The organism is Sphingomonas sp., from assembly GCF_032114135.1.
Taxonomy (GTDB): Bacteria; Pseudomonadota; Alphaproteobacteria; order Sphingomonadales; family Sphingomonadaceae; genus Sphingomonas.
On record NZ_DAMCTA010000005.1, the window covers coordinates 1 to 21,884 of the forward strand.

Annotated in this window: 22 protein-coding genes and 1 tRNA gene; 18 read left to right on the forward strand and 5 right to left on the reverse strand. The window is 67.4% G+C overall.

Features of this window, described 5'->3' with window-relative positions; all coding sequences use genetic code 11:
* Positions 1–584: 584 nt before the first annotated feature.
* The 3 genes from era to lepB all read right to left on the reverse strand — a co-directional run bounded on the left by era (position 585) and on the right by lepB (position 3,196).
* The gene (era, locus tag RT655_RS17825; RefSeq protein ID WP_313539445.1) at positions 585–1,493 is read right to left on the reverse strand and encodes a GTPase Era; all 909 of its coding nucleotides are present in this window, start codon (positions 1,491–1,493) and stop codon (positions 585–587) included.
* 171 nt (positions 1,494–1,664) lie between these two features.
* Positions 1,665–2,321, reverse strand: coding sequence for a ribonuclease III (gene rnc, locus RT655_RS17830; protein WP_313539798.1), 657 nt, complete (start codon positions 2,319–2,321; stop codon positions 1,665–1,667).
* 11 nt (positions 2,322–2,332) lie between these two features.
* Positions 2,333–3,196, reverse strand: a complete 864-nt coding sequence (lepB, locus tag RT655_RS17835) for a signal peptidase I (protein ID WP_313539448.1) — start codon at positions 3,194–3,196, stop codon at positions 2,333–2,335.
* Between the two features lie 104 nt (positions 3,197–3,300).
* On the opposite strand from lepB, the gene pgi reads away from it, so the two are divergent.
* From pgi to gorA, 3 genes are all read left to right on the forward strand, one after another.
* Positions 3,301–4,797: a glucose-6-phosphate isomerase gene (gene pgi, locus RT655_RS17840; RefSeq protein ID WP_313539451.1), complete on the forward strand. Its 1,497-nt coding sequence runs from the start codon at positions 3,301–3,303 to the stop codon at positions 4,795–4,797.
* The gene (locus RT655_RS17845; protein WP_313539454.1) at positions 4,794–5,099 is read left to right on the forward strand and encodes an alkylphosphonate utilization protein; all 306 of its coding nucleotides are present in this window, start codon (positions 4,794–4,796) and stop codon (positions 5,097–5,099) included. Before pgi ends, RT655_RS17845 begins: the two co-directional genes overlap by 4 nt.
* Positions 5,100–5,195: 96 nt before the next feature.
* Positions 5,196–6,542, forward strand: coding sequence for a glutathione-disulfide reductase (gene gorA, locus RT655_RS17850; RefSeq protein ID WP_313539457.1), 1,347 nt, complete (start codon positions 5,196–5,198; stop codon positions 6,540–6,542).
* A gap of 36 nt (positions 6,543–6,578) precedes the next feature.
* Here the strand turns inward: gorA and RT655_RS17855 are convergent, their stop codons facing one another.
* Positions 6,579–7,844 (reverse strand): dicarboxylate/amino acid:cation symporter, encoded by a 1,266-nt coding sequence (locus RT655_RS17855; RefSeq protein WP_313539460.1) that lies wholly within the window; start codon positions 7,842–7,844, stop codon positions 6,579–6,581.
* A 71-nt stretch (positions 7,845–7,915) separates the two neighbouring features.
* Here RT655_RS17855 and glmM point away from each other — a divergent pair, with 71 nt between their 5' ends.
* The 7 genes from glmM to folP all read left to right on the forward strand — a co-directional run bounded on the left by glmM (position 7,916) and on the right by folP (position 14,638).
* Positions 7,916–9,256: a phosphoglucosamine mutase gene (gene glmM, locus RT655_RS17860; protein ID WP_313539463.1), complete on the forward strand. Its 1,341-nt coding sequence runs from the start codon at positions 7,916–7,918 to the stop codon at positions 9,254–9,256.
* 148 nt (positions 9,257–9,404) lie between these two features.
* Entirely contained in the window at positions 9,405–9,629 is a 225-nt protein-coding gene (locus RT655_RS17865) for a DUF1272 domain-containing protein (protein WP_313539466.1), read from the forward strand.
* A gap of 4 nt (positions 9,630–9,633) precedes the next feature.
* Positions 9,634–10,794: a bifunctional hydroxymethylpyrimidine kinase/phosphomethylpyrimidine kinase gene (gene thiD / locus RT655_RS17870; RefSeq protein WP_313539469.1), complete on the forward strand. Its 1,161-nt coding sequence runs from the start codon at positions 9,634–9,636 to the stop codon at positions 10,792–10,794.
* Positions 10,787–11,413, forward strand: coding sequence for a ribonuclease HII (locus tag RT655_RS17875; protein WP_313539472.1), 627 nt, complete (start codon positions 10,787–10,789; stop codon positions 11,411–11,413). Before thiD ends, RT655_RS17875 begins: the two co-directional genes overlap by 8 nt.
* A gap of 78 nt (positions 11,414–11,491) precedes the next feature.
* Positions 11,492–12,061 (forward strand): hypothetical protein, encoded by a 570-nt coding sequence (locus RT655_RS17880; RefSeq protein WP_313539475.1) that lies wholly within the window; start codon positions 11,492–11,494, stop codon positions 12,059–12,061.
* A gap of 251 nt (positions 12,062–12,312) precedes the next feature.
* Positions 12,313–13,443 (forward strand): site-specific DNA-methyltransferase, encoded by a 1,131-nt coding sequence (locus RT655_RS17885; protein WP_313539477.1) that lies wholly within the window; start codon positions 12,313–12,315, stop codon positions 13,441–13,443.
* Between the two features lie 97 nt (positions 13,444–13,540).
* Positions 13,541–14,638: a dihydropteroate synthase gene (gene folP, locus RT655_RS17890; protein ID WP_313539479.1), complete on the forward strand. Its 1,098-nt coding sequence runs from the start codon at positions 13,541–13,543 to the stop codon at positions 14,636–14,638.
* On the opposite strand, the gene RT655_RS17895 is transcribed toward folP, so the two are convergent.
* Positions 14,623–16,050 carry a sigma-54 dependent transcriptional regulator gene (locus RT655_RS17895; RefSeq protein WP_313539481.1) on the reverse strand — a complete coding sequence of 476 codons (1,428 nt, stop codon included), beginning with the start codon at positions 16,048–16,050 and terminating at the stop codon, positions 14,623–14,625. The genes folP and RT655_RS17895 overlap by 16 nt on opposite strands.
* Before the next feature lie 160 nt (positions 16,051–16,210).
* On the opposite strand from RT655_RS17895, the gene RT655_RS17900 reads away from it, so the two are divergent.
* The 8 genes from RT655_RS17900 (at position 16,211) to RT655_RS17935 (ending at position 21,879) form a co-directional block, all read left to right on the forward strand.
* Positions 16,211–16,348: an aa3-type cytochrome c oxidase subunit IV gene (locus RT655_RS17900; protein WP_313539483.1), complete on the forward strand. Its 138-nt coding sequence runs from the start codon at positions 16,211–16,213 to the stop codon at positions 16,346–16,348.
* Position 16,349: 1 nt separating this feature from the next.
* Complete coding sequence (locus RT655_RS17905) at positions 16,350–17,471, forward strand: NAD(P) transhydrogenase subunit alpha (RefSeq protein ID WP_313539485.1); 1,122 nt, start codon at positions 16,350–16,352, stop codon at positions 17,469–17,471.
* A gap of 231 nt (positions 17,472–17,702) precedes the next feature.
* Entirely contained in the window at positions 17,703–17,996 is a 294-nt protein-coding gene (locus RT655_RS17910) for an endonuclease domain-containing protein (RefSeq protein WP_313539488.1), read from the forward strand.
* Positions 17,996–18,289, forward strand: coding sequence for a proton-translocating transhydrogenase family protein (locus tag RT655_RS17915; protein WP_121071905.1), 294 nt, complete (start codon positions 17,996–17,998; stop codon positions 18,287–18,289). Before RT655_RS17910 ends, RT655_RS17915 begins: the two co-directional genes overlap by 1 nt.
* A gap of 2 nt (positions 18,290–18,291) precedes the next feature.
* Complete coding sequence (locus RT655_RS17920) at positions 18,292–19,767, forward strand: NAD(P)(+) transhydrogenase (Re/Si-specific) subunit beta (protein WP_313539496.1); 1,476 nt, start codon at positions 18,292–18,294, stop codon at positions 19,765–19,767.
* Between the two features lie 12 nt (positions 19,768–19,779).
* A complete protein-coding gene (locus RT655_RS17925) occupies positions 19,780–20,655 on the forward strand; it encodes a hypothetical protein (RefSeq protein WP_313539499.1) in 876 nt (291 codons plus the stop codon).
* 139 nt (positions 20,656–20,794) lie between these two features.
* On the forward strand, positions 20,795–21,742 hold the full coding sequence (locus RT655_RS17930; protein WP_313539502.1) for a hypothetical protein: 948 nt from the start codon (positions 20,795–20,797) through the stop codon (positions 21,740–21,742).
* Positions 21,743–21,803: 61 nt separating this feature from the next.
* Positions 21,804–21,879 (forward strand) — tRNA-Val (locus RT655_RS17935).
* Positions 21,880–21,884 lie beyond the last annotated feature (5 nt).

Genomic DNA, 21,884 nt, shown 5'->3' on the forward strand with positions numbered 1-21,884 from the left:
TCAGGCTCATAACCTGAAGGCCGCAGGTTCAAATCCTGCCCCCGCAACCAATCACCACAAAAGCCGCCAGCCCCCCAGGGCCGGCGGCTTTTGTCGTTTCCGCCACACCCCAGCGCGCCCCTCGCGCGCTGACGATGCTCGCCGTGCGTCCCGGCTGCCAGCCGCGATCCATGGCCGCCGCCGCTGCGCTTGATTTCCAAGCCACCCGTCGGTGCCGTAGCGGGGCCGATGCGCTGCCGCGCCACCGCGGAAGCGATGCGATTGACGGGCTGATCCTGGGAAGGAGCTAGCAGAGCGGGCCCCGCACGCAGGATGGCCTTGTGGGGCATCATGACCGCCAGGCGGTCGTACCCGCAGGACATGACGTGACGCGCCCGCCCAACGATCCGCGGCGCGTGCGCCAGGTTTCATCCGCGGCCCCGGGGCGCGCGGTCGTTCCGGTAGGAAAAGGCTGCGGCTGCGCGCCTGCTCGGCAGGTCCTTGCGGACCAGGCCGCCGCCGCCACGCGGGGCGCGACGGCAGGCCGGCGGGGGAGCTCTAGTCTATGCAGAACGGCGCGGTGCCGTCCTCGGCTTCGGCGGGCGTCAGTCGACCCAGTCGAGCCCGATGTCGCGGTAGAGGCTGCGATCCTCTTCCCATTTCGGGTTGACCTTGACGTGCAGGTACAGATGCACCGGCACGCCGAGCAGCTTCGACAGTTCGGCGCGCGCGCGGCTGCCGATTTCCTTCAGCCGCTGGCCGCCCTTGCCGAGCACGATCGCGCGTTGGGTGTCGCGCGCGACGAGGATCTGCTGATGGATCTCGACGGAGCCGTCCTCGCGCTCGCTATACTTCTCGGTCTCGATCGCGCTGGCATAAGGCAGCTCGGCATGGAGCTGCAGGTAGAGCTGCTCGCGCGTCACTTCGGCGGCGAGCATGCGATCGGTGGCGTCCGAAACCTGGTCCTCGGGGAAGTGCCAGTCGCCTTGGGGCATCGCGCCGGCCAGCGCGGCCTTGAGTTCGGGCACGCCGTCGCCGGTCTGCGCCGAGACGAAATAGGTCTCGTCGAACGCCAGCGCCTCGTTGAGCTTGGCGGCATGGCCGAGCAGGCGCGGCTTGTCGGCGATGTCGACCTTGTTGAGGATCAGGACCTTGCGCCCCTTGCGGCCGCGCAGGCTGTCGATCACCGCATGGACCTTGGGGCCGATGCCACCCTTGCCGTCGACGACCAGCGCGACGAGGTCGGCGCCGTCGGTGCCGTCCCAGGCGGCGGCGACCATGGCGCGATCGAGTCGACGCTCGGGCTCGAAGATGCCGGGGGTGTCGACCAGGATGATCTGGGTGTCGCCCTCGATGGCGATGCCCATCACGCGGGCGCGGGTGGTCTGCGCCTTGGGGCTGACGATGGCGACCTTCTGGCCGACCAGGGCATTGACCAAAGTCGACTTGCCCGCGTTCGGCGCGCCGAGAATCGCGACGACGCCGCAGGATTGGGGGGTGGTGGGTTCGGTCATGGGTTCCGGTTGTACTGGGGAATGGGGTTGGGAGCGAGGGGGCGTGTCGTCGCTGGCTTAGCCTGTTTAAGCCCCTCCTCCTTGGAGGAGGGGTTTCAAGAACAGAGGTTGGTCTCGGTGAGACACAGCCCCACCCCAACCCCCCCCCTGAAGGGGAGGGCTTGAGACAGTTCAGCCGCCCAGCTTCGCCAGCAGCGCCGCCGCCGCGGCGGTTTCGGCTTCCTGCTTGTTGCTGCCCTCGGCACTAGCTTCGGCTAGCTTGCCGATCGACACCTTCACCGTGAAGCGCGGGGCGTGGTTGGGCCCCGAGCGGTCGACGATCTCATATTCGGGGGGCCGGCGATTGCGCGCGGCGGCCCATTCCTGGAGTGCCGACTTGGGGTGCTTGGGTGCCTTGGCGTGTTCGTCGATGCGGTTGCCCCAGGCGTGGCGCACAAAGGCACGCGCCGCATCGAGTCCGGCCTCGCGATACCAAGCGCCGATCAGTGCCTCCATCACGTCGCCCAGCACATTGTCGCTGTCCGCCGCACCGTCGTCGCGCGCCTGCTTGCCGAGGCGGAGATGCGGCACCACGCCCAGTTCGCGCGCGACATCGGCGCAGACCGGGCCGGTGACCAGCGAGTTCAGGCGGCGGGAAAGCGCGCCTTCCGGCTCCTCCGGGAAGCGTTCGAACAGCCATTCGGCGACGATCAGGCCGAGCACCCGGTCACCGAGAAATTCGAGCCGCTGGTAGTTGCCCGCGGCCTGGCTGCCATGGGTCAGCGCCCGCTGGAAGGCGGGAAGGTCTTTGGCGGGGCGGCCGAAGGTCTTCGTGACCCAGCCGCCCAGGTCGGGGACGCTCAGAAGCCTTCTCCGATGCGGCTCCACCGCGCCGCAGTGAACCAGGTCCAGGGCAGCAGCCAATTGGCGCCGCCATCGGTCGACCAGAAGTTCACGACCGCCTTGCCCTCGATATTCTCGATCGGCACGAAGCCGATGCCCGAGCCATAGGGCGGCTGCTGGAAGCGGCTGTCGGTGGAATTGTCGCGGTTGTCGCCCATCAGGAACACATGGCCGGCGGGGACGGTGTACACCTGGGTGTTGTCCTGCGGCAGATTGTCCTGGTCGAGCACGTTATACTGCTTGCCGTTGGGCAGCGTCTCGCGGAACTGCGGGATGCGGCAGATTGGCGCACCCTTGGCGTCCGCAGTCTGGAACTGCGTCGGGCAATGGGTGAAGTTCGGCGTGATCGGTAGCACGAAGTCTGCGATGCGCTGCTTGGGCACCGGCTTGCCGTTGAGGATCACCTGGCCATTGACCATCTCGATCGTGTCGCCGGGCAGGCCGATGACGCGCTTGATCCAGTCCTCGCCATTATGGTTGGGCGCCTTGAACACCACCACGTCGCCGCGGGCGGGATCGCGCGGCAGGATGCGGCCCGGGATCAGCGGCAGGCTCCACGGCAGCGAGTGCTTGGAATAGCCATAGTTCCACTTGGTGATGAACAGATAGTCGCCGATCAGCAGCCGCGGCAGCATCGACTCGCTCGGAATGCTGAACGGCGAGAAGACGAAGCTGCGCACCACGAACACGATCAGCGCCAGCTTGAGCAGGAAGGTGGCGAGATCCCGCCACTCCGACTTCGGCTTTTCCGGCTTTGCTGCAGGCGCTTGAACGGTTTCGGGGCGCGCGGCGACGGGTTCGGTGGAGGCGGGCGTTTCCATGGGCACTGCTCTGCTAGGGCGCGGCGGGGAGGTCAAGCGGCGGAATGAGGCTGGAATGGGCCGGTGCGGGACGATAGGGGAGCCCTGCCACCAAGGAGATGAACATGGCCTTGCCCGACTGGACGCCGATCCAAGCCCTTCCCCAGACCACGCTCACCGACCTGTTCGCTGCCGATGCCGATCGGCTGTCGCGGCTGAACGTCGATGTCGCCGGCATCCATTTCGACTGGTCCAAGACCCACCTGACGCCCGAGGCCGTGTCGGCCTTCGCCGCGCTGGCGCAGCAGATGGATTTTACCGCCAAGCGCGACGCGCTGTTCGCGGGTGAGGTGGTCAACGTCACCGAAGGCCGCGCTGCCGAGCACACCGCCGAGCGCTATGAAGGCGCGCCCGAGAGCGTGGCCCGCGCCCGCAGCCAGCACGCGCGGATGCGCGCGCTGATCGATGCGATCGAGGCCGAGGCACTGGGGCCGATCCGCCACATTCTCCATATCGGCATCGGCGGCTCCGCGCTGGGGCCGGATCTGCTGGTGAGCGCGCTGGGTCGCGACATGGACCGCTATGACGTGGCGATCGTCTCCAATGTCGACGGCGTGGCGCTGGAAGACGCGATGGACGCGTTCGATCCGCAGGCGACGCTGCTGGTGATCGCCAGCAAGACCTTCACGACGACCGAGACGATGCTCAACGCCCAGAGCGCGCTCGCCTGGATGGCCGAAGGTGGGGTCGAGGATCCTTATGGCCAAGTGGTGGCGCTCACCGCTTCGCCGGACAAGGCCGTGGAATGGGGCGTCGACGAGACACGCGTGCTGCCCTTCTTCGAGAGCGTCGGCGGCCGCTATTCGCTGTGGTCGTCGATCGGCTTCCCGGCGGCGCTGGCGCTGGGCTGGGACGCATTCGAGGAACTGCTGGAAGGCGCGGCTGAGATGGACCGCCATTTCCGGTTGACCGATCTTGCCCAGAATGCCCCGGCGCTCGCGGCATTCGCCGATCTCTATTACAGTCAGGCGCGCGGCTGCGAGACCCGCGCGACCTTCGCCTATGACGAGCGGCTGCGGCTGCTGCCGAGCTATCTTCAGCAGCTGGAGATGGAATCGAACGGCAAGCGCGTCACCGCCGAGGGCGAGGCGGTGACCTACCCGACCGCGGCGATCACCTGGGGCGGTGTCGGCACGGATGCGCAGCACGCCGTGTTCCAGCTGCTCCACCAGGGCACGCATCTGGTGCCGCTCGAATTCGTCGGCGTGATCGAGGCAGGCGATGCGCTGGCCGAGGACCATCACCGCCAGTTGCTGCTCAACATGTTCGCGCAAGGCGCGGCGCTGATGGCCGGCAAGGGGCATGAAGATCCCGCGCGAAGCTATCCGGGAGACCGTCCGTCGTCGACGCTGCTGCTCGACGCCGTCGACCCGCGCACGCTGGGCGCGCTGATCGCCTTCTACGAGCACCGCGTGTTCGTGAACGCGGTGCTGCTCGGCATCAATCCGTTCGACCAGTTCGGCGTCGAGCTGGGCAAGGAAATGGCCAAGGCGGCCGACAAAGGCGGGCTCGACTTCGATCCCTCCACCAACGACCTGATCCAGCGGGCGTTCGGCGCGTGAGCGGCGACGACGAATATGTCTATGACGAGGCGAGCGGGGAGTGGGTCCCCGCCGCCGAGGCCGCGGCCAAGGCCGAAGCGGCGGACGTGGTGGAAGTGCGCGATTCGGTCGGCAACCTGCTGCAGGACGGCGATCAGGTCACGCTGATCAAGGACCTGACCGTCAAGGGCGCGGGCCAGACGCTCAAGCGCGGCACGCTGATCAAGTCGATCCGTCTCACGGGCGACGCGCAGGAAATCGACTGCAAGTTCGACGGCATCAAGGGCCTCGTCCTGCGCGCCGAGTTCGTCCGCAAGCGGTGAGCGGCATGCGGCGCCCTTGTTTTCGGGCGTCGCACCCTATCTTCCCCTCGACCCCTTCTTCCGGCCGTTCGTGCCGGCGCATCACCGGAGTGACCCATGTCCGACTATGACTTCGACCTGTTCGTGATCGGCGCGGGCTCCGGCGGTACGCGCGCCTCGCGCATGTCGGCGGCGTACGGCGCCAAGGTTGCGGTGGCGGAGGAGTATCGCGTCGGCGGCACCTGCGTGATTCGCGGCTGCGTGCCCAAGAAGCTCCTGATCTTCGGCGCGCATTTCGCCGAAGACCTGAAGGACGCGCGCCGCTTCGGCTGGGACGTGCCCGACTGCCATTTCCACTGGCCGACGCTCCGTGACAATGTGCTGGCGGACGTCGATCGGCTCAACGGCCTCTACACCCAGGGGCTGGAGAATAACGGCGTCGAGATCTTCCACGAGCGTGCCGTCATCACCGGCCCGAACGAAGTCACGCTGGCAAGCGGCAAGGTAGTCTCTGCCAAGACGATCCTGATCGCCACCGGCGCGCATCCGCATGTCCCGAGCTTCCCCGGCAGCGAGCATGGCATCACCTCGAACGAGGTCTTCCATCTGGAGGCACTGCCCAAGCGCGTGCTGATCGCCGGCGGCGGCTATATTGCCAACGAATTCGCCGGCATCTTCAACGAGTTCGGATCGAAGGTGACGCTGGTCAATCGCTCCGACGTGATCCTGCGCGGCTATGATGCACAGGTCCGCGACCGGCTGCTCCAGATCTCGATGACCAAGGGCATCGAGTTCCGTTTCTTCGCCGAATTCGAGAAGATCGAGAAGCAGGCCGATGGCAGCCTGCTGGTCTCGACGAGCGGGCATGATCCGATCGAAGTCGATTGCGTGCTGTTCGCGACGGGTCGCGTGCCCAACACCAAGGGGCTGGGCCTCGAGACCGTCGGCGTCGAACTCAACGAGCGCGGCGCGGTCAAGGTCGATGCCGACAACCGCAGCACCGTCGGCAGCATCTATGCGGTGGGCGACGTAACCGATCGCGTGCAGCTGACGCCCGTGGCGATCCGAGAGGGCCAGGCCTTTGCCGACACGCTGTTCGGCGGCAAGCCGCACCAGGTGGATTACCACTGCATCCCGAGCGCGGTGTTCAGCCACCCGCCGATCGCGTCGGTGGGCATGACCGAGGGCGAGGCGCGCAACCAGCTCGGCTCGGTCAAGGTCTACACCTCGGACTTCCGCGCGATGAAGAACGTCCTCGCCGGGCGGCACGAGCGGTCGCTCTACAAGATGATCTGCGACGGCGTGACCGGCAAGGTGGTGGGCCTGCACATGATCGGCCCGGACGCGCCGGAAATCCTGCAGGCCGCCGCAGTGGCGGTGAAAGCGGGGCTCACCAAGGACGCGTTCGACGCAACCGTCGCGCTGCACCCGACCATGGCCGAGGAACTGGTGCTGCTGAAGTAAGGGCGGGGCGCCTCTCCCTGAGGGGAGGCGCATCCCTCAGACCTCGTGGCGCAGGATCGCCTCGCCCGATGCCTGTTGGGTGCCCGCCTTGCGCGACAGCCACATCGTCGTCGCCAGATCCCAGGTAACGTTGCCGACGGTGCGCATGATGTCGGGCAGGGTCTCGACGGCAACCAGCAGGCCGAGCGGAGCGATCGGGGCGCCGATCGTCGCGGCGACCGGGGAGATGGCGCTGATATAGCTCACCGTTCCCGGCAGGCTCACCGAGCCGAGCGACGTCAGTGTAGCGATTACCACGCCCACAGCCAGCGTTGCGGGGTGCAACGGCACGCCGAACCATTCGGCGACATAGATCGCGACGGCGAAGTTCATCGCCGGCCCGGTCGAGCGGAAGATCGCGACGGCCAGCGGCATGGTCACGCCCGAGACCGCAACCGGCACGCCAACCTCCTCTGCCCCCTCGATCATCACGGGTAGCGTGGCGAGCGAGGATTGAGTGCTCAGCGCTACCGCCTGGCTAGGCAGTGCGGCGCGGAACATGCGGGCGAGGCCGATCTTCCCACCGAACACGGCAGCGGGATAGGCAAACAGCGTGACGACCAGCCCGACGGCGGAAACGATCAGGATATAGTGGAGCAGCGCGCCGAACGCGCCGGTGCCCGCTTTCGCCCCTACGACGAGCGCCAAGGCGAACACGCCGATCGGGCCGATCCACAATACCCAGTCGATCACCACCAGCATCACGTCGCGGATCGCAACGAAGAAGCTCGTGAGCTGCGTTCTCGCCTCGACGCTGACGCGCGTGATCGCGAAGGCGAAGACCAGCGAAAAGATGATCAGCGAAATGAACGCGTTTTCCGCCGCCGCCTTCACGATGTTGGCGGGGACGATCGCGGCCAGAAACTCGCCGATCGGTGGTACCGGGCCGATCTTCTCGGCGCCCACCAAAGCGGCGCGCAGGCTTGCTGCCGATTCCTGTGGCAGCGGAGCAAGGTGCAGGAACAGCGGCGTCAACAGCGCGGCGACGGCTGCCGAGCAGAACAACAGCGCGACGTAAAGCGCAATCGCGCGCCCGGCGAGGCGACCCGCGGCGGCGGCTTCGGCGGTGGCGGTGACGCCGGTGATCAACAGCGCCACGACCAGCGGTACGATCGTCATCTGCAGACCGTTGAGCCATGCCTGGCCGACCGGCTGCGCCCAGCCGGCGACCGTGAGACCCCATTGCGGCGAGAACGCCGCCAGCGCGGCACCAACCGCGAGCCCGGCCAGCAGGGAAAGAAGAATACGAGTAGGTTGCGACATGCTCGCCCTTTGAGATTTTCGCCGCTATCACAGCACGCACACAACGCGACAAGGGCGCGAGAACGAAGCACATGGCAAGAAAATATTTCGGCACCGACGGCATCCGTGGCGCCACCAACTTCTCCCCAATGACCGCCGCGATGGCGATGAAAGTGGGCATGGCCGCCGGCGCGCATTTCCGGCGCGGCGATCACCGCCACCGCGTGGTGATCGGCAAGGACACCCGTCTTTCCGGCTATATGCTCGAAAATGCGATGGTTGCGGGCTTCACCAGCGTCGGCATGGACGTGGTTCTGGTTGGCCCGATGCCGACGCCTGCGGTGGCGATGCTCACCCATTCGATGCGCGCCGATCTGGGCGTGATGATCTCCGCCAGCCACAATCCCTATGCCGACAACGGCATCAAGCTGTTCGGCCCGGACGGGTTCAAGCTTTCCGATGCGGATGAAGAGGCGATCGAGGCGCTCATCGACGGCGAGGTGCCGCTCGCCGCTTCTGCTGATATTGGTCGTGCGCGCCGCGTCGAGGACGCTCGCGGCCGCTATATTCACTTCGCCAAGTCGACCTTCCCGTCGGATCTGACGCTGGATGGCCTCAAGGTGGTGGTCGATTGCGCCAACGGCGCGGCCTATCAGGTGGCGCCTTCCGCCTTGTGGGAATTGGGCGCGCAGGTCGTGTCGATCGGCGTCAGCCCCAACGGCAAGAACATCAACGACGGGGTCGGCTCGACCGCGCCGCAAGTATTGAGCGAGACGGTGGTCGGCTCGGGCGCGGCGATGGGCATCGCGCTCGACGGCGATGCGGACCGGCTGATCGTTGTCGACGAAACCGGTCGGGTGATCGACGGCGACCAGCTGATGGCGCTGATCGCCACCGGCTGGGCGCGGCAGGGCAAGCTTGCCGGCGGTGGGCTGGTCGCGACCGTCATGTCCAATCTTGGGCTGGAGCGCCACCTTAGCGCACAGGGCCTCGGGTTGGTGCGCACCAAGGTGGGCGATCGCTATGTGCTCGAGAAGATGCGTGGCTTGGGTTATAATGTCGGCGGCGAGCAGAGCGGGCACATCATTCTTTCCGATTATGCGACGACAGGCGACGGGCTGGTTGCGGCGCTGCAGGTACTGGCCGAGATCGTCCGTGCCGGCGCACCCGCGAGCGAGGTGCTCCACCGTTTCGAGCCGCTGCCGCAACTGCTCAAGAACGTCCGCTTCGCCGGCGGCAAGCCGCTCGAGGATGCGCGCGTGCAGGCAGTGATCAGCGCAGCGGAAGACGAGCTGAAGGGCCGTGGGCGGCTCGTGATCCGCGCTTCGGGCACCGAGCCCGTAATTCGCGTCATGGCCGAAGGCGACGACAAGGCGGAGGTGGAAGCGGTGGTCGACCGGGTGTGCGACGCCGTGCGCGAGGCTGCGGCCTGAGGAGCAATAATTCCCCCTCCCGCTTGCGGGAGGGGGTAGGGGAGGGTGGGTGCGCGTAGCGGGCGAAAGTGCGGCAGCCAGAACCTCCACCGTACACGCTCCCCCAAGCCCTCCCGCAAGCGGGAGGGGAGCAATTGAAGGATGCCGAATGCTGGAAATGCGGCCTGACTGCGAACGCTGCGGCACCGATCTGCCGCCCGATGCCGGGGGTGCGTTCATCTGCTCGTTCGAATGCACCTTCTGCGCGGAATGCGCCGACGACATGGACGAACGCTGCCCGAATTGCGGCGGCGAACTGCTCGACCGACCCGTGCGGGTCGGCGATGCCTTGCGGCGCCACCCGGCGTCCACCGAGCGCAAATACAAGGGGTAAGGCCATGGCCGCACGTGTCCTCATCATCGCAGGTTCGGATTCCGGCGGCGGCGCCGGGATCCAGGCGGACATCAAGACCGTCACCATGCTGGGCGGTCACGCGATGACCGCAATCACCGCGATCACGGCGCAGAACACGGTGGGCGTGCAGGCGGTGCACCCGGTGCCGAGCGACATGGTGATCGCGCAGATCGATTCGGTGGTACGCGACATCGGCGTCGATGCGGTGAAGATCGGCATGATCGGCTCTGCCCGCACCGCGCTTGCGGTGGCCGAGCGGCTGGCCGAACTGCCGGGCGTCCCGGTGGTGTTCGATCCGGTGATGGTTGCCACCAGCGGCGCACGGCTGGCCGACGAGGCGACCGTCGCCGCGTTCGAGCGGCTGATGGATCGAGCAACCGTGATCACGCCTAATCTCCCCGAGATGGAGGCGCTGGGTCGCGGTCCGCATGAAATCGTCGCCGCGCATCGGTGCGCGGTGCTGGTCAAGGGCGGCCACGGCGCGGGCCCCGAGGTGGTCGACATCCTTTACTCGGCCGACCCGGAGGACCCACCACAGATCGAATGGCGCGACCCCAAAATTGACACCGAAAACACGCATGGCACGGGCTGCACGCTCGCCTCCGCGATCGCCTGCGGGCTGGCCTGCGAGTGGGATCTGCCGGAGGCGGTGAGTCGGGCGCGGCGCTTTGTGCGGATCGCGATGCGCGAGGCCGAGGGGTTGGGCCGCGGGCATGGCCCGATGGCGCAGCAAGCGGTTCGGCTCGACCTCAACATGAGCTTTTTCGAGCCCATGCTGAACCAGGTGACCGTGCCGGCGCAGGATCTGGCCGCGAGCGAGCGCTTTTACCGACTGCTCGGGCTGCGGCAGGTGGTGCGGGCGTCTCCCCGCTATGCTCGGTTCGAGACCGAGGGCGGCGCGACCTTCTCGATCGCGACGGATGAAGCATACACCGCGCCGGTGGTGTATTTCGAATGCGGCGATCTCGACGTGACGGTCGCCTATCTCCAGCAACAGGGCTTCCGCTTCGAGCAGGAGCCCCGGGACGAGAAATGGGGCTGGCGCGAGGCGCGGCTGCGTGATCCCGCGGGCAATGCGGTTCGTCTCTATCAGGCTGGCGAGATGCGCCGCTTTCCGCCATGGCGGATCGAGGACGATGCCTGACCTTTCACACGAAACCCGTTATTTCCAGCTTCACGCCGGCCCCGTAGCCGGGGTGGACGAGGCTGGCCGTGGCCCGCTGGCCGGTCCGGTGGTCGCCGCGGCGGTGGTACTGGACCCGGATTGCATTCCCGACGGGATCAACGACTCCAAGGCGCTGACCGCAGCCAAGCGTGCCAGGCTGTGCGAGGAACTGCTTGCCTGCGCCAAGGTTGGCGTGGGCATCGCCAGCGTCGAGGAGATCGACCGGCTCAACATCCTGTGGGCGACGATGCTGGCGATGACACGCGCGGTGGAGTCGCTGGGCTTCGCGCCGGCCTTCGTGCTGGTCGACGGCAATCGCTGCCCCAAATGGGAGCATCGCAGCGCGGCGGTCGTCAGCGGCGACGCGCTCTGCCTGTCGATCGCGGCGGCTTCGATCGTCGCCAAGCATCGCCGAGACTGCATGATGGTGGCGCTGGACGCGCAATTCCCGGGCTATGGCTGGGCCTCGAACAAAGGCTATGGCGGCAAGGCCCATCAGGAGGCGCTGCGCGCGCTCGGCCCTACGCCCCACCACCGCCGTAGTTTCGCTCCGGTCGCGCAGGCGCATCTCGATTTCGGGCCGATTGCCGCCGAATAACCCGGCAAATTTTGCCTAGTGCGCCCTGCGCTCCCGTCGCCGTCCTACAATGGGAGGATAGCAGCGGGAGGAGCGGGCATGGCATATCTGGGCAGCATGATACGGGGGACGACTGGCGGATTTCAGCCGGTGACGCGCTACGACCCGGTGCTGGCCGAACTGCTCCGCGAGGCGATCGTCGGGCCGGCGAGCTTCCACGAGATGGCGGCGATGGTCCGCTATGCCGAATCGCGGGGACTGGGCGCGATCCGCTTCCGCTTCGGCGATGGTGCCGCGCTCACCGATCCCGCACATCCGCTGCATGTCGCCTTCCTCGAGACGCTGCGCGATCCCGCGCTGGCCAGCGACTATGCGGATCTCGGCGAGATCGCGCCGTGGCGCCAGCGGGCGCTGGCGGTGCGGCTGCCGTCGGACATGCTGGGCGTACGGGCGAGCCGCAAGGCGGTTCGCGCGGCCATCACCGCCGCAGGTACGTCGTGGGAGGTCCGCGTGGCACTGTGCGTGGCGGCGCGCATCCGATTCGGCGGCGAGGCCGAGTGGTTCGGCCGCGAGGCGCAGGCACTGTACGAAATGGGGCTGTTCACTCAGGCCCGGGCGCGGCTCGCGGCGAGCGTCGCGGGCGGCGGCGAGGCCATCGCGATCGGCTGAATCGTTTGCGGAACGTTCCAGCTTATCCACAGGCGGGGAAAATTTTCACAGGACTGAAACTGAGTCTTTCACGCCACACCTACCAGCGCTTGGGCCTGTGGATAACTTCTTGACTCAAGATATGGCGGGTGCCGAAATGTTCCGCCCGGCCAAATACCTGCTTCGGGTCACCACCCGTCGATCCCCCCTCTTGACGGAGGAGTCGCTCGGCCCCGAATAGGGATGCCTTTTGGGCGAAGGGGCAATGATTCATGGGCGTGCTGGAGAAGGTCAAACGGGCGGGTGCGCGCGTCGCGAAGCAGGCGCCGGCCGTGCTGCCGCTGAACACGATCCTGCGCCAGGATTGCATCGAGGCAATGCGCGGGCTGCCCGACAAGTCGATCGACATGATCTTCGCCGATCCGCCCTACAACCTGCAGCTGGGCGGCGACCTCAACCGTCCCGACGGCAGCCATGTCGATGCGGTGACCGACGAGTGGGACAAGTTCGACAGCCTCGCCGCCTATGACAAGTTCACCCGCGAATGGCTGGCGCAGGCGCGCCGCATCCTGAAGGACGACGGCACGATCTGGGTGATCGGCAGCTATCACAACATCTTCAAGGTGGGCTCGGCGATCCAGGATCTGGGCTTCTGGATCCTCAACGACATCATCTGGCGCAAGGCCAACCCGATGCCGAACTTCAAGGGCACCCGGTTCACCAACGCGCACGAGACGCTGATCTGGGCGTCGAAGGGCGAGAAGTCGCGCTACACGTTCAACTATCGCTCGATGAAGACGCTCAACGACGAACTGCAGATGCGCAGCGACTGGGAATTCCCGATCTGCAGCGGGCAGGAGCGGCTGAAGAAGAACGGCACCAAGGTCCACCCGACGCAGAAGCCGGAGGCGTTGCTGTACCGCGTGCTGCTCTCCTGCACCAAGCCGGGCGACGTGGTGCTCGATCCGTTCTTCGGCACCGGCACCACCGGTGCGGTGGCCAAGCGCCTTGGCCGGCGCTGGATCGGCATCGATCGCGAGGGCGTGTACGTGGAAGCGGCGCTGGAGCGCATTGCGGCGGCCCTGCCGCTCGACGAAAGCGCGCTGCAGACGATGCAGGCCCCCAAGGCGGCGCCGCGCGTGGCGTTCGGCCAGCTGGTCGAGAATGGCTATCTTGCGCCGGGCACGGTGCTCAGCGACCACAAGTCCCGCTGGCGGGCGACGGTGGGCGCGGACGGCTCGCTCAGCTGCGACGGGCAGGCGGGCTCGATCCACAAGCTGGGTGCGACGCTGCAGGGCGCGCCGAGCTGCAACGGCTGGACCTTCTGGCATTATGAGGATCAGGGCGGCCTCAAGCCGATCGACGCGCTGCGCCAGACGTACCTGCTCGCCACGCAGCCGTAAGCCTCTGCCTTCAAGTCCCCCTCCCGCTTGCGGGAGGGGAGCGAAGGTTGGGAGGGTTGCGCTTTTATTGCGAGCGTCGCGCCGGTAGCACGAGCGAATGCTAGACCTTCCCGCTACCGCGCGCCCGTACCTCCGCCCGATCCAGTTCGTCGACACCCCCGTTGGCCGCGACGGCGAGGTCGCGCGGTTGGCCGGTGGGCTGCTGTGGTTCTCCGCCTATGAACTGATCGCTGTGGAGAATCGCAAGCGGGTCCTCCAGCGCGCCATTTCCATTGCGGAGGCCGAAGCCGATCCCCGGCTGGCGTCGATCGCCGCGCGCATCACCGCTCCCCGTCCGCCGCTGGTCCTCGGCGCCCGCACACTGCGCTTCGACCAGCCGCAGGTGATGGCGATCCTCAACATGACGCCCGACAGCTTCTCCGACGGCGGCAAGCATCTGGGCGACCCTGCGGCGGCCGCGCAGTCGGGCGTCGACATGAGCATTGCCGGCGCCGCGATCCTCGATGTCGGCGGCGAGTCCACTCGCCCCGGTGCGGAAACGGTGTGGGAAGGCGACGAAATCGCCCGCGTCGTGCCGGTGATCGAGCGGCTGGCGGTAAGCGGCGCGGCGATCTCAATCGACACGCGCAAGGCCGCGGTGATGGAGGCGGCGCTCGCGGCGGGCGCGCATATCGTTAACGATGTCTCGGCCTTGCTCTACGACGATCGGGCGCTCGAGGTGGTCGCCCGGGCCGGCTGTCCGGTGGTGCTAATGCATGCCGCCGACCCCAAGCACGGTGCCAAGGGGAAGGGTGCCTACGCCGACGTGCTGCTGGAAGTGTATGACTGGCTGGAGGCCCGCGTGGAGGCGGCGGTCGCCGCGGGTGTCGATCGGTCGCGCATCGTCGTGGATCCCGGCATCGGCTTCGGCAAGTTGCTGGCCGACAATCTCGCACTGATGAACGGGCTGGCGCTGTTCCACGGCCTCGGCTGCCCGATCCTGCTGGGGGCCAGCCGCAAGCGCGTGGTCGGCGCGCTCGCCAACGAGGCGCCGGCCGAGCAGCGCTTGGGCGGGTCGCTGGCACTGGCACTGAAGGGGGCCGCGCTGGGCTTGCAGCTGCTGCGCGTCCACGACGTGTTCGAAAGCGTCCAGGCATTGCGGGTGTGGCGCGGCATGCAGGACGCCGCGCTCACCGCGCCTCATGCCGCGGTCTGATCGATCCCCAGCTCGCCGAGCTTGCGGTAGAGTGTCGAGCGGCCGATGCCGAGCCGGCGAGCGACTTCGGTCATCCGCCCGCGATAATGGCCGATCGCCAGTCGAATCACGTCCGCCTCGATCTCGTCGAGCGGGCGCAGATTGCCGTCCGGGCGGAACAGCGTGATGCCGCCCATGCCCGACTGGCTGGCCACCGGGCCCGCGGTCATCGGCTTGCCCTGCGCGATCTGGGCGATCTGCGGAAAGTCCTCCCGCGTCAGCCCTTCCTCGTCGCAGAGCACGGCCGCGCGGAACAATGCGTTCTGCAGCTGGCGGACATTTCCCGGCCAGTCATAGGCGCTGAGTAGCTGCAGCGCGTCCTCGCTGATGCCGAGCTGACGCAAGCCCGGTTGCTCCGCGATGCGCGCGAGCAGGTGGCGGACCAGCGCGGGGATATCGCCAGCGCGCTCGCGCAGCGGCGGGATCGTCACTTGGACAACGTTGAGCCGGTAATAGAGGTCTTCGCGGAAACGGCCCGCCTCCACTTCGGCGAGCAGCGGCACGTTGCTGGCGGCAACGACGCGAACATCGACCTCACGCGCATGGCGCGCGCCGAGCGGCTGGATCTCGCCAGTCTGCAGCATACGCAGCAGCTTGACCTGCGCCTCGAGCGGCATCTCGCTGATTTCGTCGAGGAAAATCGTGCTACCTTCGGCGTCTTGGAGGCGGCCCACCTTGCGCTCGAATGCGCCGGTAAAGGCGCCTTCCTCATGGCCGAACAGCTCCGACTCGACCTGGTTGGCCGGGATCGAACCGCAATTGACGATGATAAGGTCCTTGCGCGCGCGCGGCGAGGCGCCGTGGATCGCTTCGGCCACGACATGCTTGCCGACGCCGCTTTCGCCTTCGATCAGCACCGGCACGCGGGCGCGGGCGGCCTTGGCGGCGACCGCCAGGGCCGCGCGAAACTGCGGCGCGGAGCCAACGATCTCGGCGAAGCCCAGACTGGCGGTAAGCTTCTCGGTGAGGGGTCGAAGTTCGCCGGCGCTGCTGCCGCCCATCGCGCTCTCCAGCGCGGCGAGCAGTCGCTCCGAGGCGATCGGCTTGACCAGGAAGTCGCTGGCACCGGCGCGCATCGCGCCGACGGCGGCGGCGACCGAGCCGTTGGCGGCGAGCACCAGAATGGGCATGTGCGGTCGGCGGGCGCGCAGCTCGGCGATCAGGATTGCGGCATCGGTATCCGAGGCGGGGTGGTCGAGCAGGATCGCGTCGACCGCGAGGCCGTCGGGCGTGCCGAGCGTCGCCAGCGCGCTTTCCGCATCGTCGGCGAAGATCGTCCGCCAGCCACGGCGCGAAGCGATCGCGGCCACCAGGCGCCGCTGCGCCGGTTCCGAATCGATCAGCAACAAAAGACGTTGCCCGTTCCGCGTCATGCCGACTCCAGTCCCAAATGTCCCGTTTCGAGCCGCATCGGTTAGACCAGATGCGTAAAGTTCGGCTTAAGCAGGGCCGAAACAGTTCTTTGGGCGGCGGGGTTGAGGGTGGCCGAAGCAGGGGTATAAGACATCGAGCACCTAGGAGAGGAGCGCATCAATGGCTGATACAGGTGAAAACGCCGGCGAGATCCAAACGCATGTACAAACCTTCAACGGTTTTACGGCTTTGATGAAGTGGGGCACGTTGGCGGTTTTCCTCATCGCTGCGTTCGTCGTCTTCCTGATCGCCCGCTGACGTGAAGATCGCGGTACTCAAGGAAGCGGCGATTGCCGAACGACGTGTCGCGGCTACGCCTGAAACCGTCAAGAAATTCATGAATTTGAAGGCTTCGGTCGCGGTCGAGGCCGGGGCGGGACTTGCCGCCTCCTATGCCGACGCCGCCTTTCGCGAGGCCGGCGCCACCACCGGCACCCGCGCAGACGTGCTCGCCGATGCCGATATCGTGCTGGCGGTGCAGGGCCCCGACCCCGACAGCCTCGCCGGCCTCAAGCAGGGCGCCTGGCTCGTCGCCGGCCTCAACCCCTTCGGCGAACGTATGCGAATCGATCGCTATGCGGCGCTGGGGCTCGAAGCGCTGGCGATGGAGCTGATGCCGCGAATCACCCGCGCGCAATCGATGGACATCCTTTCGTCGCAGTCAAACCTCGCCGGCTACAAGGCGGTGCTCGACGCCGCCGCCGAATATGACCGGGCTTTCCCGATGATGATGACCGCCGCGGGCACGGTGAGCGCCGCCAAGGTGTTCGTGATGGGCGTCGGCGTCGCCGGCCTCCAGGCGATCGCCACCGCGCGGCGGCTCGGCGCGCAGGTCTCCGCCACCGACGTACGCGCGGCGACCAAGGAGCAGATCCTGTCGCTCGGCGCCAGGCCGATCTTCGTCGAAAATGTCGCCGGGATCGAAGGCGAGGGCGCGGGCGGCTATGCCACCGAGATGAGCGACGCCTACAAGGCCGCGCAGGCCGAACTGGTCTCGGCGCACATCGCCAAGCAGGACATCGTGATCACGACGGCGCTGATCCCCGGCCTCGCGGCGCCCCGGCTGATCAGCGATACGCAGGTCGCGACGATGCGCCCGGGCAGCGTGATCGTCGACCTGGCGGTGGAGCAGGGCGGCAATGTCGAGGGCTCGGTGGTAGGCGAGATCGTGGAGCGCCACGGCGTGAAGATCGTCGGCCATCGCAACGTGCCGAGCCGGCTGGCGACCGACAGCTCGGCGCTGTTCGCGCGCAACCTGTTCAACTTCCTCTCCGCCTTCTGGGACAAGGACGCCGGCAAGCCGGTGCTCGACGAGGAGATCGGCACCGCCGTGCGGGTGACGCAGGGCGGCAAGGTGGTGCACGAGAGGCTGTTGTCGTGAGCAACGATCCTCCCCTGGAAGGGGAGGTGGCGCGCGCCAGCGCGACGGAGGGGTGTCCACGCTGGGGGAGCGGTCCTTCGGCTCGGATGGGGACACCCCTCCACCACGCCTTCGGCGCGGTCCCCCTCCCCTTTCAGGGGAGGATCTGAAGGGTGTTGCAGGGCGCGCCGGACAGCAATGGTCGCGCGAAGCAAGCGCGACCATTGCTGTCCTTGCCCGAGGTCCTTCTGGGTGGCGCTGAGGGACCGGCCGGGCGGGCTGAAATTCCGCAAGCAGCATCCCTCCGGCCCCTATGTCGCGGATTTCTACTGCCACGCCGCTCGGATGATCGTCGAGGTCGACGGCGCGGCGCACGGGTTTGGCGATCGGCCGCAGCGCGATGCCGCGCGCGATCGCTGGTTTACGATGCGGGGGCTGGATGTGCTGCGTGTGCCCGCGCGGGATGTATTGGACGACTGCGATGCGGTTGTCCGTGGGATTGTCGCTCGAGCCGAAACCCGGCTCGGGGATCAAGGAAACGCCTGATGGACTTCATCTCGATCCTCTCGGTTTTCGTGCTGGCCTGCTTCGTCGGCTATTATGTCGTCTGGTCGGTCACGCCGGCGCTGCACACGCCGCTGATGGCGGTGACCAACGCCATTTCTTCGGTGATCATCGTCGGCGCGCTGATCGCGGCTGCAGCCGGTAGCCTGGGGGGCGCGGGCGAGACCTCGAAATGGCTCGGGCTGGTCGCGGTGGTGCTGGCCAGCATCAATATCTTCGGAGGGTTCGCGGTGACCGCGCGGATGCTCGCCATGTACAAGAAGAAGGTTCGCTGAGCATGGAGAGCATCGCGCAAAACCCCTGGGCGGCACTCGCCTATCTCGTCGCCGGTGTCTGCTTCATCCTCGCGCTGCGCGGGCTGTCGAGCCCCGCCACCAGCCAGCGCGGCAACCGCGCCGGCATGATCGGCATGACGATCGCGGTGGTGACCACGCTGGTCACCCATGTCCCGCGCATCGCGCCGCCCTGCCCGGCTGGCGCGATCTGCGAGAATTACGGCACGCCGGTGCTCGACACGCTCACCCTGGTCGAGCTGCTCGCCGCGATCGGCATCGGCGCGGCGATCGGCATCGTCACCGCGCGACGGATCGCGATGACTGCGATGCCGCAGCTCGTCGCCGCCTTTCACTCGCTGGTCGGCTTGGCCGCGGTGCTGGTCGCGGGCGCGGCGTTCCTCAATCCCGGCGCGTTCGGCATCGCCAGCGACGGCGTGATCTTCCTCCAGAGCCGCATCGAAATGGGGCTGGGCGTGGCGATCGGCGCGATCACCTTCTCGGGTTCGGTGATCGCCTTCCTCAAGCTCAACGGCAACATGGGCGGCAAGCCGATCCTGCTGCCGGGCCGCCATGTGATCAACCTGGGCGTGCTCGCCGCGATCCTCGGCCTGATCGCCTATTTCACCCAGGACCAGAGCCCCTGGATCTTCTGGACGGTGACGGCGCTCAGCTTCGCCATCGGCTTCCTGCTGATCATTCCGATCGGCGGGGCGGACATGCCGGTCGTGGTGTCGATGCTCAACAGCTATTCGGGCTGGGCGGCGGCGGCGATGGGCTTCACGCTGCACAACTCGGCGATGATCATCACCGGCGCGCTGGTCGGCAGCTCGGGCGCGATCCTCAGCTACATCATGTGTCGCGCGATGAATCGCAGCTTCCTCAGCGTGATCGCGGGCGGCTTCGGCGGCGATGCGGGCGGGGGGGCAAGCGGCGCGGCGGCGATCGACCGTCCGTGGAAGCGCGGCAGCGCCGAAGACGCGGCGTTCCTCATGTCCCAGGCCGAGCAGGTGATCATCGTTCCCGGCTACGGCATGGCGGTGGCGCAGGCCCAGCATGTGCTGCGCGAGATGGCCGACAAGCTCAAGGCGCACGGCGTGCGGGTGAAATATGCGATTCACCCGGTCGCCGGCCGCATGCCGGGGCATATGAACGTGCTGCTCGCCGAGGCGAACGTGCCCTATGACGAGGTGTTCGAGCTAGAGGACATCAACTCCGAATTCGCCCAGACCGACGTCGCCTTCGTCATCGGCGCCAACGACGTGACCAACCCCGCCGCCAAGACCGACAAGTCCTCGCCGATCTACGGCATGCCGGTGCTCGACGTGGAGAAGGCCAAGACGGTGCTGTTCATCAAGCGCAGCATGGGCGGTGTCGGCTATGCCGGCGTCGACAACGAGCTTTTCTACCGGGACAATACGATGATGCTGCTCGCCGATGCTAAAAAGATGGTGGAAGAAATCGTCAAGTCGCTGGACTGATCGGGGGACGGGGTGGTCGGATCGATCCTGGGCGGTGCGTTTCGCCTGTTGCGGCAGCATCCGCTGGCGGTGCTGGTCTGGGCGATCCTCTACCTGGTCGGCATCTTCGCGATCGGGCTGCTACGGATCCTGATCGCACCGGTGGATCCGGAGAATGTCGCGGGGGCCCTTGGCGCGGCGCTGCTCAGCCAGGGGTTGGCGCTGGCGCTTGTCGCGGTGCTGATCACCGCGGCGACGCGCGCGACGCTGCACCCGTACAAGCGCGGGGCCTGCTATCTGCGGCTGGCCGCCAACGAGCTGCGGGTGTTCGCGCTGCTGGTGCTGCTGACGATCGCCACCATGGTCGCGACCTTCCTGCTGACGCTCGTCAACGGCTTCCTGCTGGGGCTGCTCGGCTGGCTGCTCCCCGCGGCCACAACGGGCTGGCTGGGCGCGGCGCTGCTGCTCGCCGAGCTGGCGGGCCTGATCTTCGTGCAGGTGCGCCTCTCGATCGCGCTGCCGCTCACCTATCTCTACGAGGCGATCACGGTCGATGAGGCCTGGGCGCAATCGCGCGGGCATTTCTGGCCGATCTTCGGTGCCTTCGCGGCATTGGCGCTGCTGATCGCGCTCGCCGGGCTGGCGCTGCTCGCCGCCTTCTTCCTGCCGATCCTGGCCACCCTGATCCAGACCGGCGCCAATGCCCAGGCGTTGATGGAAACGGTGCTGATGCTCGCGCTCGCGGCGAAGAACCTGCCGGCCGCGTCGCAAGTTGTGCTGGTGTCCGGCATCCTGGCGCTCACCGCGTTGAGCTTCGTTCTGATGACCGCGACTCTCGCCAGCGCGGCGCGAACCATGCTGGGATTGCAGGACGGCCAGATCGAGGATTTGCGCCGACCGCGCCGATAGTTCCGGGTTCTTTGCTCCACTTCGGAGAGACCCCGCAATAACGCTGCCAAAACCCACCGAACTGGAGTAAAACAGACTCCGCCATTTCGGAGCGACACGGCATTTGTTGGGGAACAGATGTCGAACCATGGGGGCGGACATGTACGAGGCGATTGGAGCCGGGGGGCTCGAAAGCATTTCCTACGACATCGCGATGGATGTCGCGCAGATCGTCGCCGGGGCGCCGGGGGGCGCGGCGGCGGCGGAACGCATCGTCGCGGCGGCCGGGCTGCGCGCCCGCCGGCCGCTGGACGCGGCGCGCGCCTTGCAGTCCGAGACGCTGCTCGACGGCGTCCAGCTGCTGCTGCTCGAGGCCGAGGGCGTGCCCTCAGATCTGCTCGAGCCGCTGCTGATCCGGCTGGGCGCGATGGCGGAGGCGCGCGCGGTGCCGCTGATCGCGACGGTAGCGCCCGACCAGATCGACGTGGCGCTGGCCCTGCTGCCCGAATCGGCAGTGCTGCACTGCGCGCCGAGCGACGTCGATCGGCTCGGCGCGGTGCTCGCCGCCCGCCGCGAGCCGGTCGCCCGGCTCCACGACGGCATGCGCGACCAGGAGACGATGCGCATGCGGCGCTTCCACGAGGAAGTGGCGCGGATCGCCGACTCGCTCTCGCGCCTCACCCGCAGCGAGGTGCTGGACCGGCCGGCGTCCGGCGTCCGCAACGAGGCTTCGGCCTTCCGCATGGACGGCGACACCGTCGAGACCAACGCCGGGGAAATTCGCCGGGTGATCCGCGCCCGGCGGATGCGGGCGGAATTCTTCGAAGGCGACCTGTTCGCCGATCCCGCCTGGGACATGCTGCTCGACCTGTACGCGGCCGAGTTGGAGCATCGCCAGATCTCGGTCTCCAGCCTGTGCATCGCCGCCGCCGTGCCGCCGACGACGGCGCTGCGCTGGATCGGCACGCTCAACGAGGCGGGGCTGTTCGACCGCAAGGCCGACCCCAGCGACCGCCGCCGCGCCTATATCGCTCTGAGCGAATCGGCGCGGCGGGGGATGGAGCGCTATGTCGCGGCGGTGAAGCGCGCGGGACTTTCGCTCGTTTGAGGCTTGCCCTTCGCGCGCGGCTTTGGCATCGGCGTGCAACGCGGACGCCATCGGCGCGCGCGGGCGGTTAGCTCAGTTGGTAGAGCATCTCGTTTACACCGAGAGGGTCGGCGGTTCGAGCCCGTCACCGCCCACCATTTTC

Coding starts and splice junctions, on each gene's coding strand:
- era (WP_313539445.1), bottom strand. CDS start 1,493: ATGACCGAACCCACCACCCCCCAATCCTGCGGCGTCGTCGCGATTCTC.
- lepB (WP_313539448.1), bottom strand. CDS start 3,196: ATGGAAACGCCCGCCTCCACCGAACCCGTCGCCGCGCGCCCCGAAACC.
- pgi (WP_313539451.1), top strand. CDS start 3,301: ATGGCCTTGCCCGACTGGACGCCGATCCAAGCCCTTCCCCAGACCACG.
- gorA (WP_313539457.1), top strand. CDS start 5,196: ATGTCCGACTATGACTTCGACCTGTTCGTGATCGGCGCGGGCTCCGGC.
- RT655_RS17855 (WP_313539460.1), bottom strand. CDS start 7,844: ATGTCGCAACCTACTCGTATTCTTCTTTCCCTGCTGGCCGGGCTCGCG.
- glmM (WP_313539463.1), top strand. CDS start 7,916: ATGGCAAGAAAATATTTCGGCACCGACGGCATCCGTGGCGCCACCAAC.
- RT655_RS17865 (WP_313539466.1), top strand. CDS start 9,405: ATGCTGGAAATGCGGCCTGACTGCGAACGCTGCGGCACCGATCTGCCG.
- thiD (WP_313539469.1), top strand. CDS start 9,634: ATGGCCGCACGTGTCCTCATCATCGCAGGTTCGGATTCCGGCGGCGGC.
- RT655_RS17875 (WP_313539472.1), top strand. CDS start 10,787: ATGCCTGACCTTTCACACGAAACCCGTTATTTCCAGCTTCACGCCGGC.
- RT655_RS17880 (WP_313539475.1), top strand. CDS start 11,492: ATGGCATATCTGGGCAGCATGATACGGGGGACGACTGGCGGATTTCAG.
- RT655_RS17885 (WP_313539477.1), top strand. CDS start 12,313: ATGGGCGTGCTGGAGAAGGTCAAACGGGCGGGTGCGCGCGTCGCGAAG.
- folP (WP_313539479.1), top strand. CDS start 13,541: ATGCTAGACCTTCCCGCTACCGCGCGCCCGTACCTCCGCCCGATCCAG.
- RT655_RS17895 (WP_313539481.1), bottom strand. CDS start 16,050: ATGACGCGGAACGGGCAACGTCTTTTGTTGCTGATCGATTCGGAACCG.
- RT655_RS17900 (WP_313539483.1), top strand. CDS start 16,211: ATGGCTGATACAGGTGAAAACGCCGGCGAGATCCAAACGCATGTACAA.
- RT655_RS17915 (WP_121071905.1), top strand. CDS start 17,996: ATGGACTTCATCTCGATCCTCTCGGTTTTCGTGCTGGCCTGCTTCGTC.
- RT655_RS17920 (WP_313539496.1), top strand. CDS start 18,292: ATGGAGAGCATCGCGCAAAACCCCTGGGCGGCACTCGCCTATCTCGTC.
- RT655_RS17930 (WP_313539502.1), top strand. CDS start 20,795: ATGTACGAGGCGATTGGAGCCGGGGGGCTCGAAAGCATTTCCTACGAC.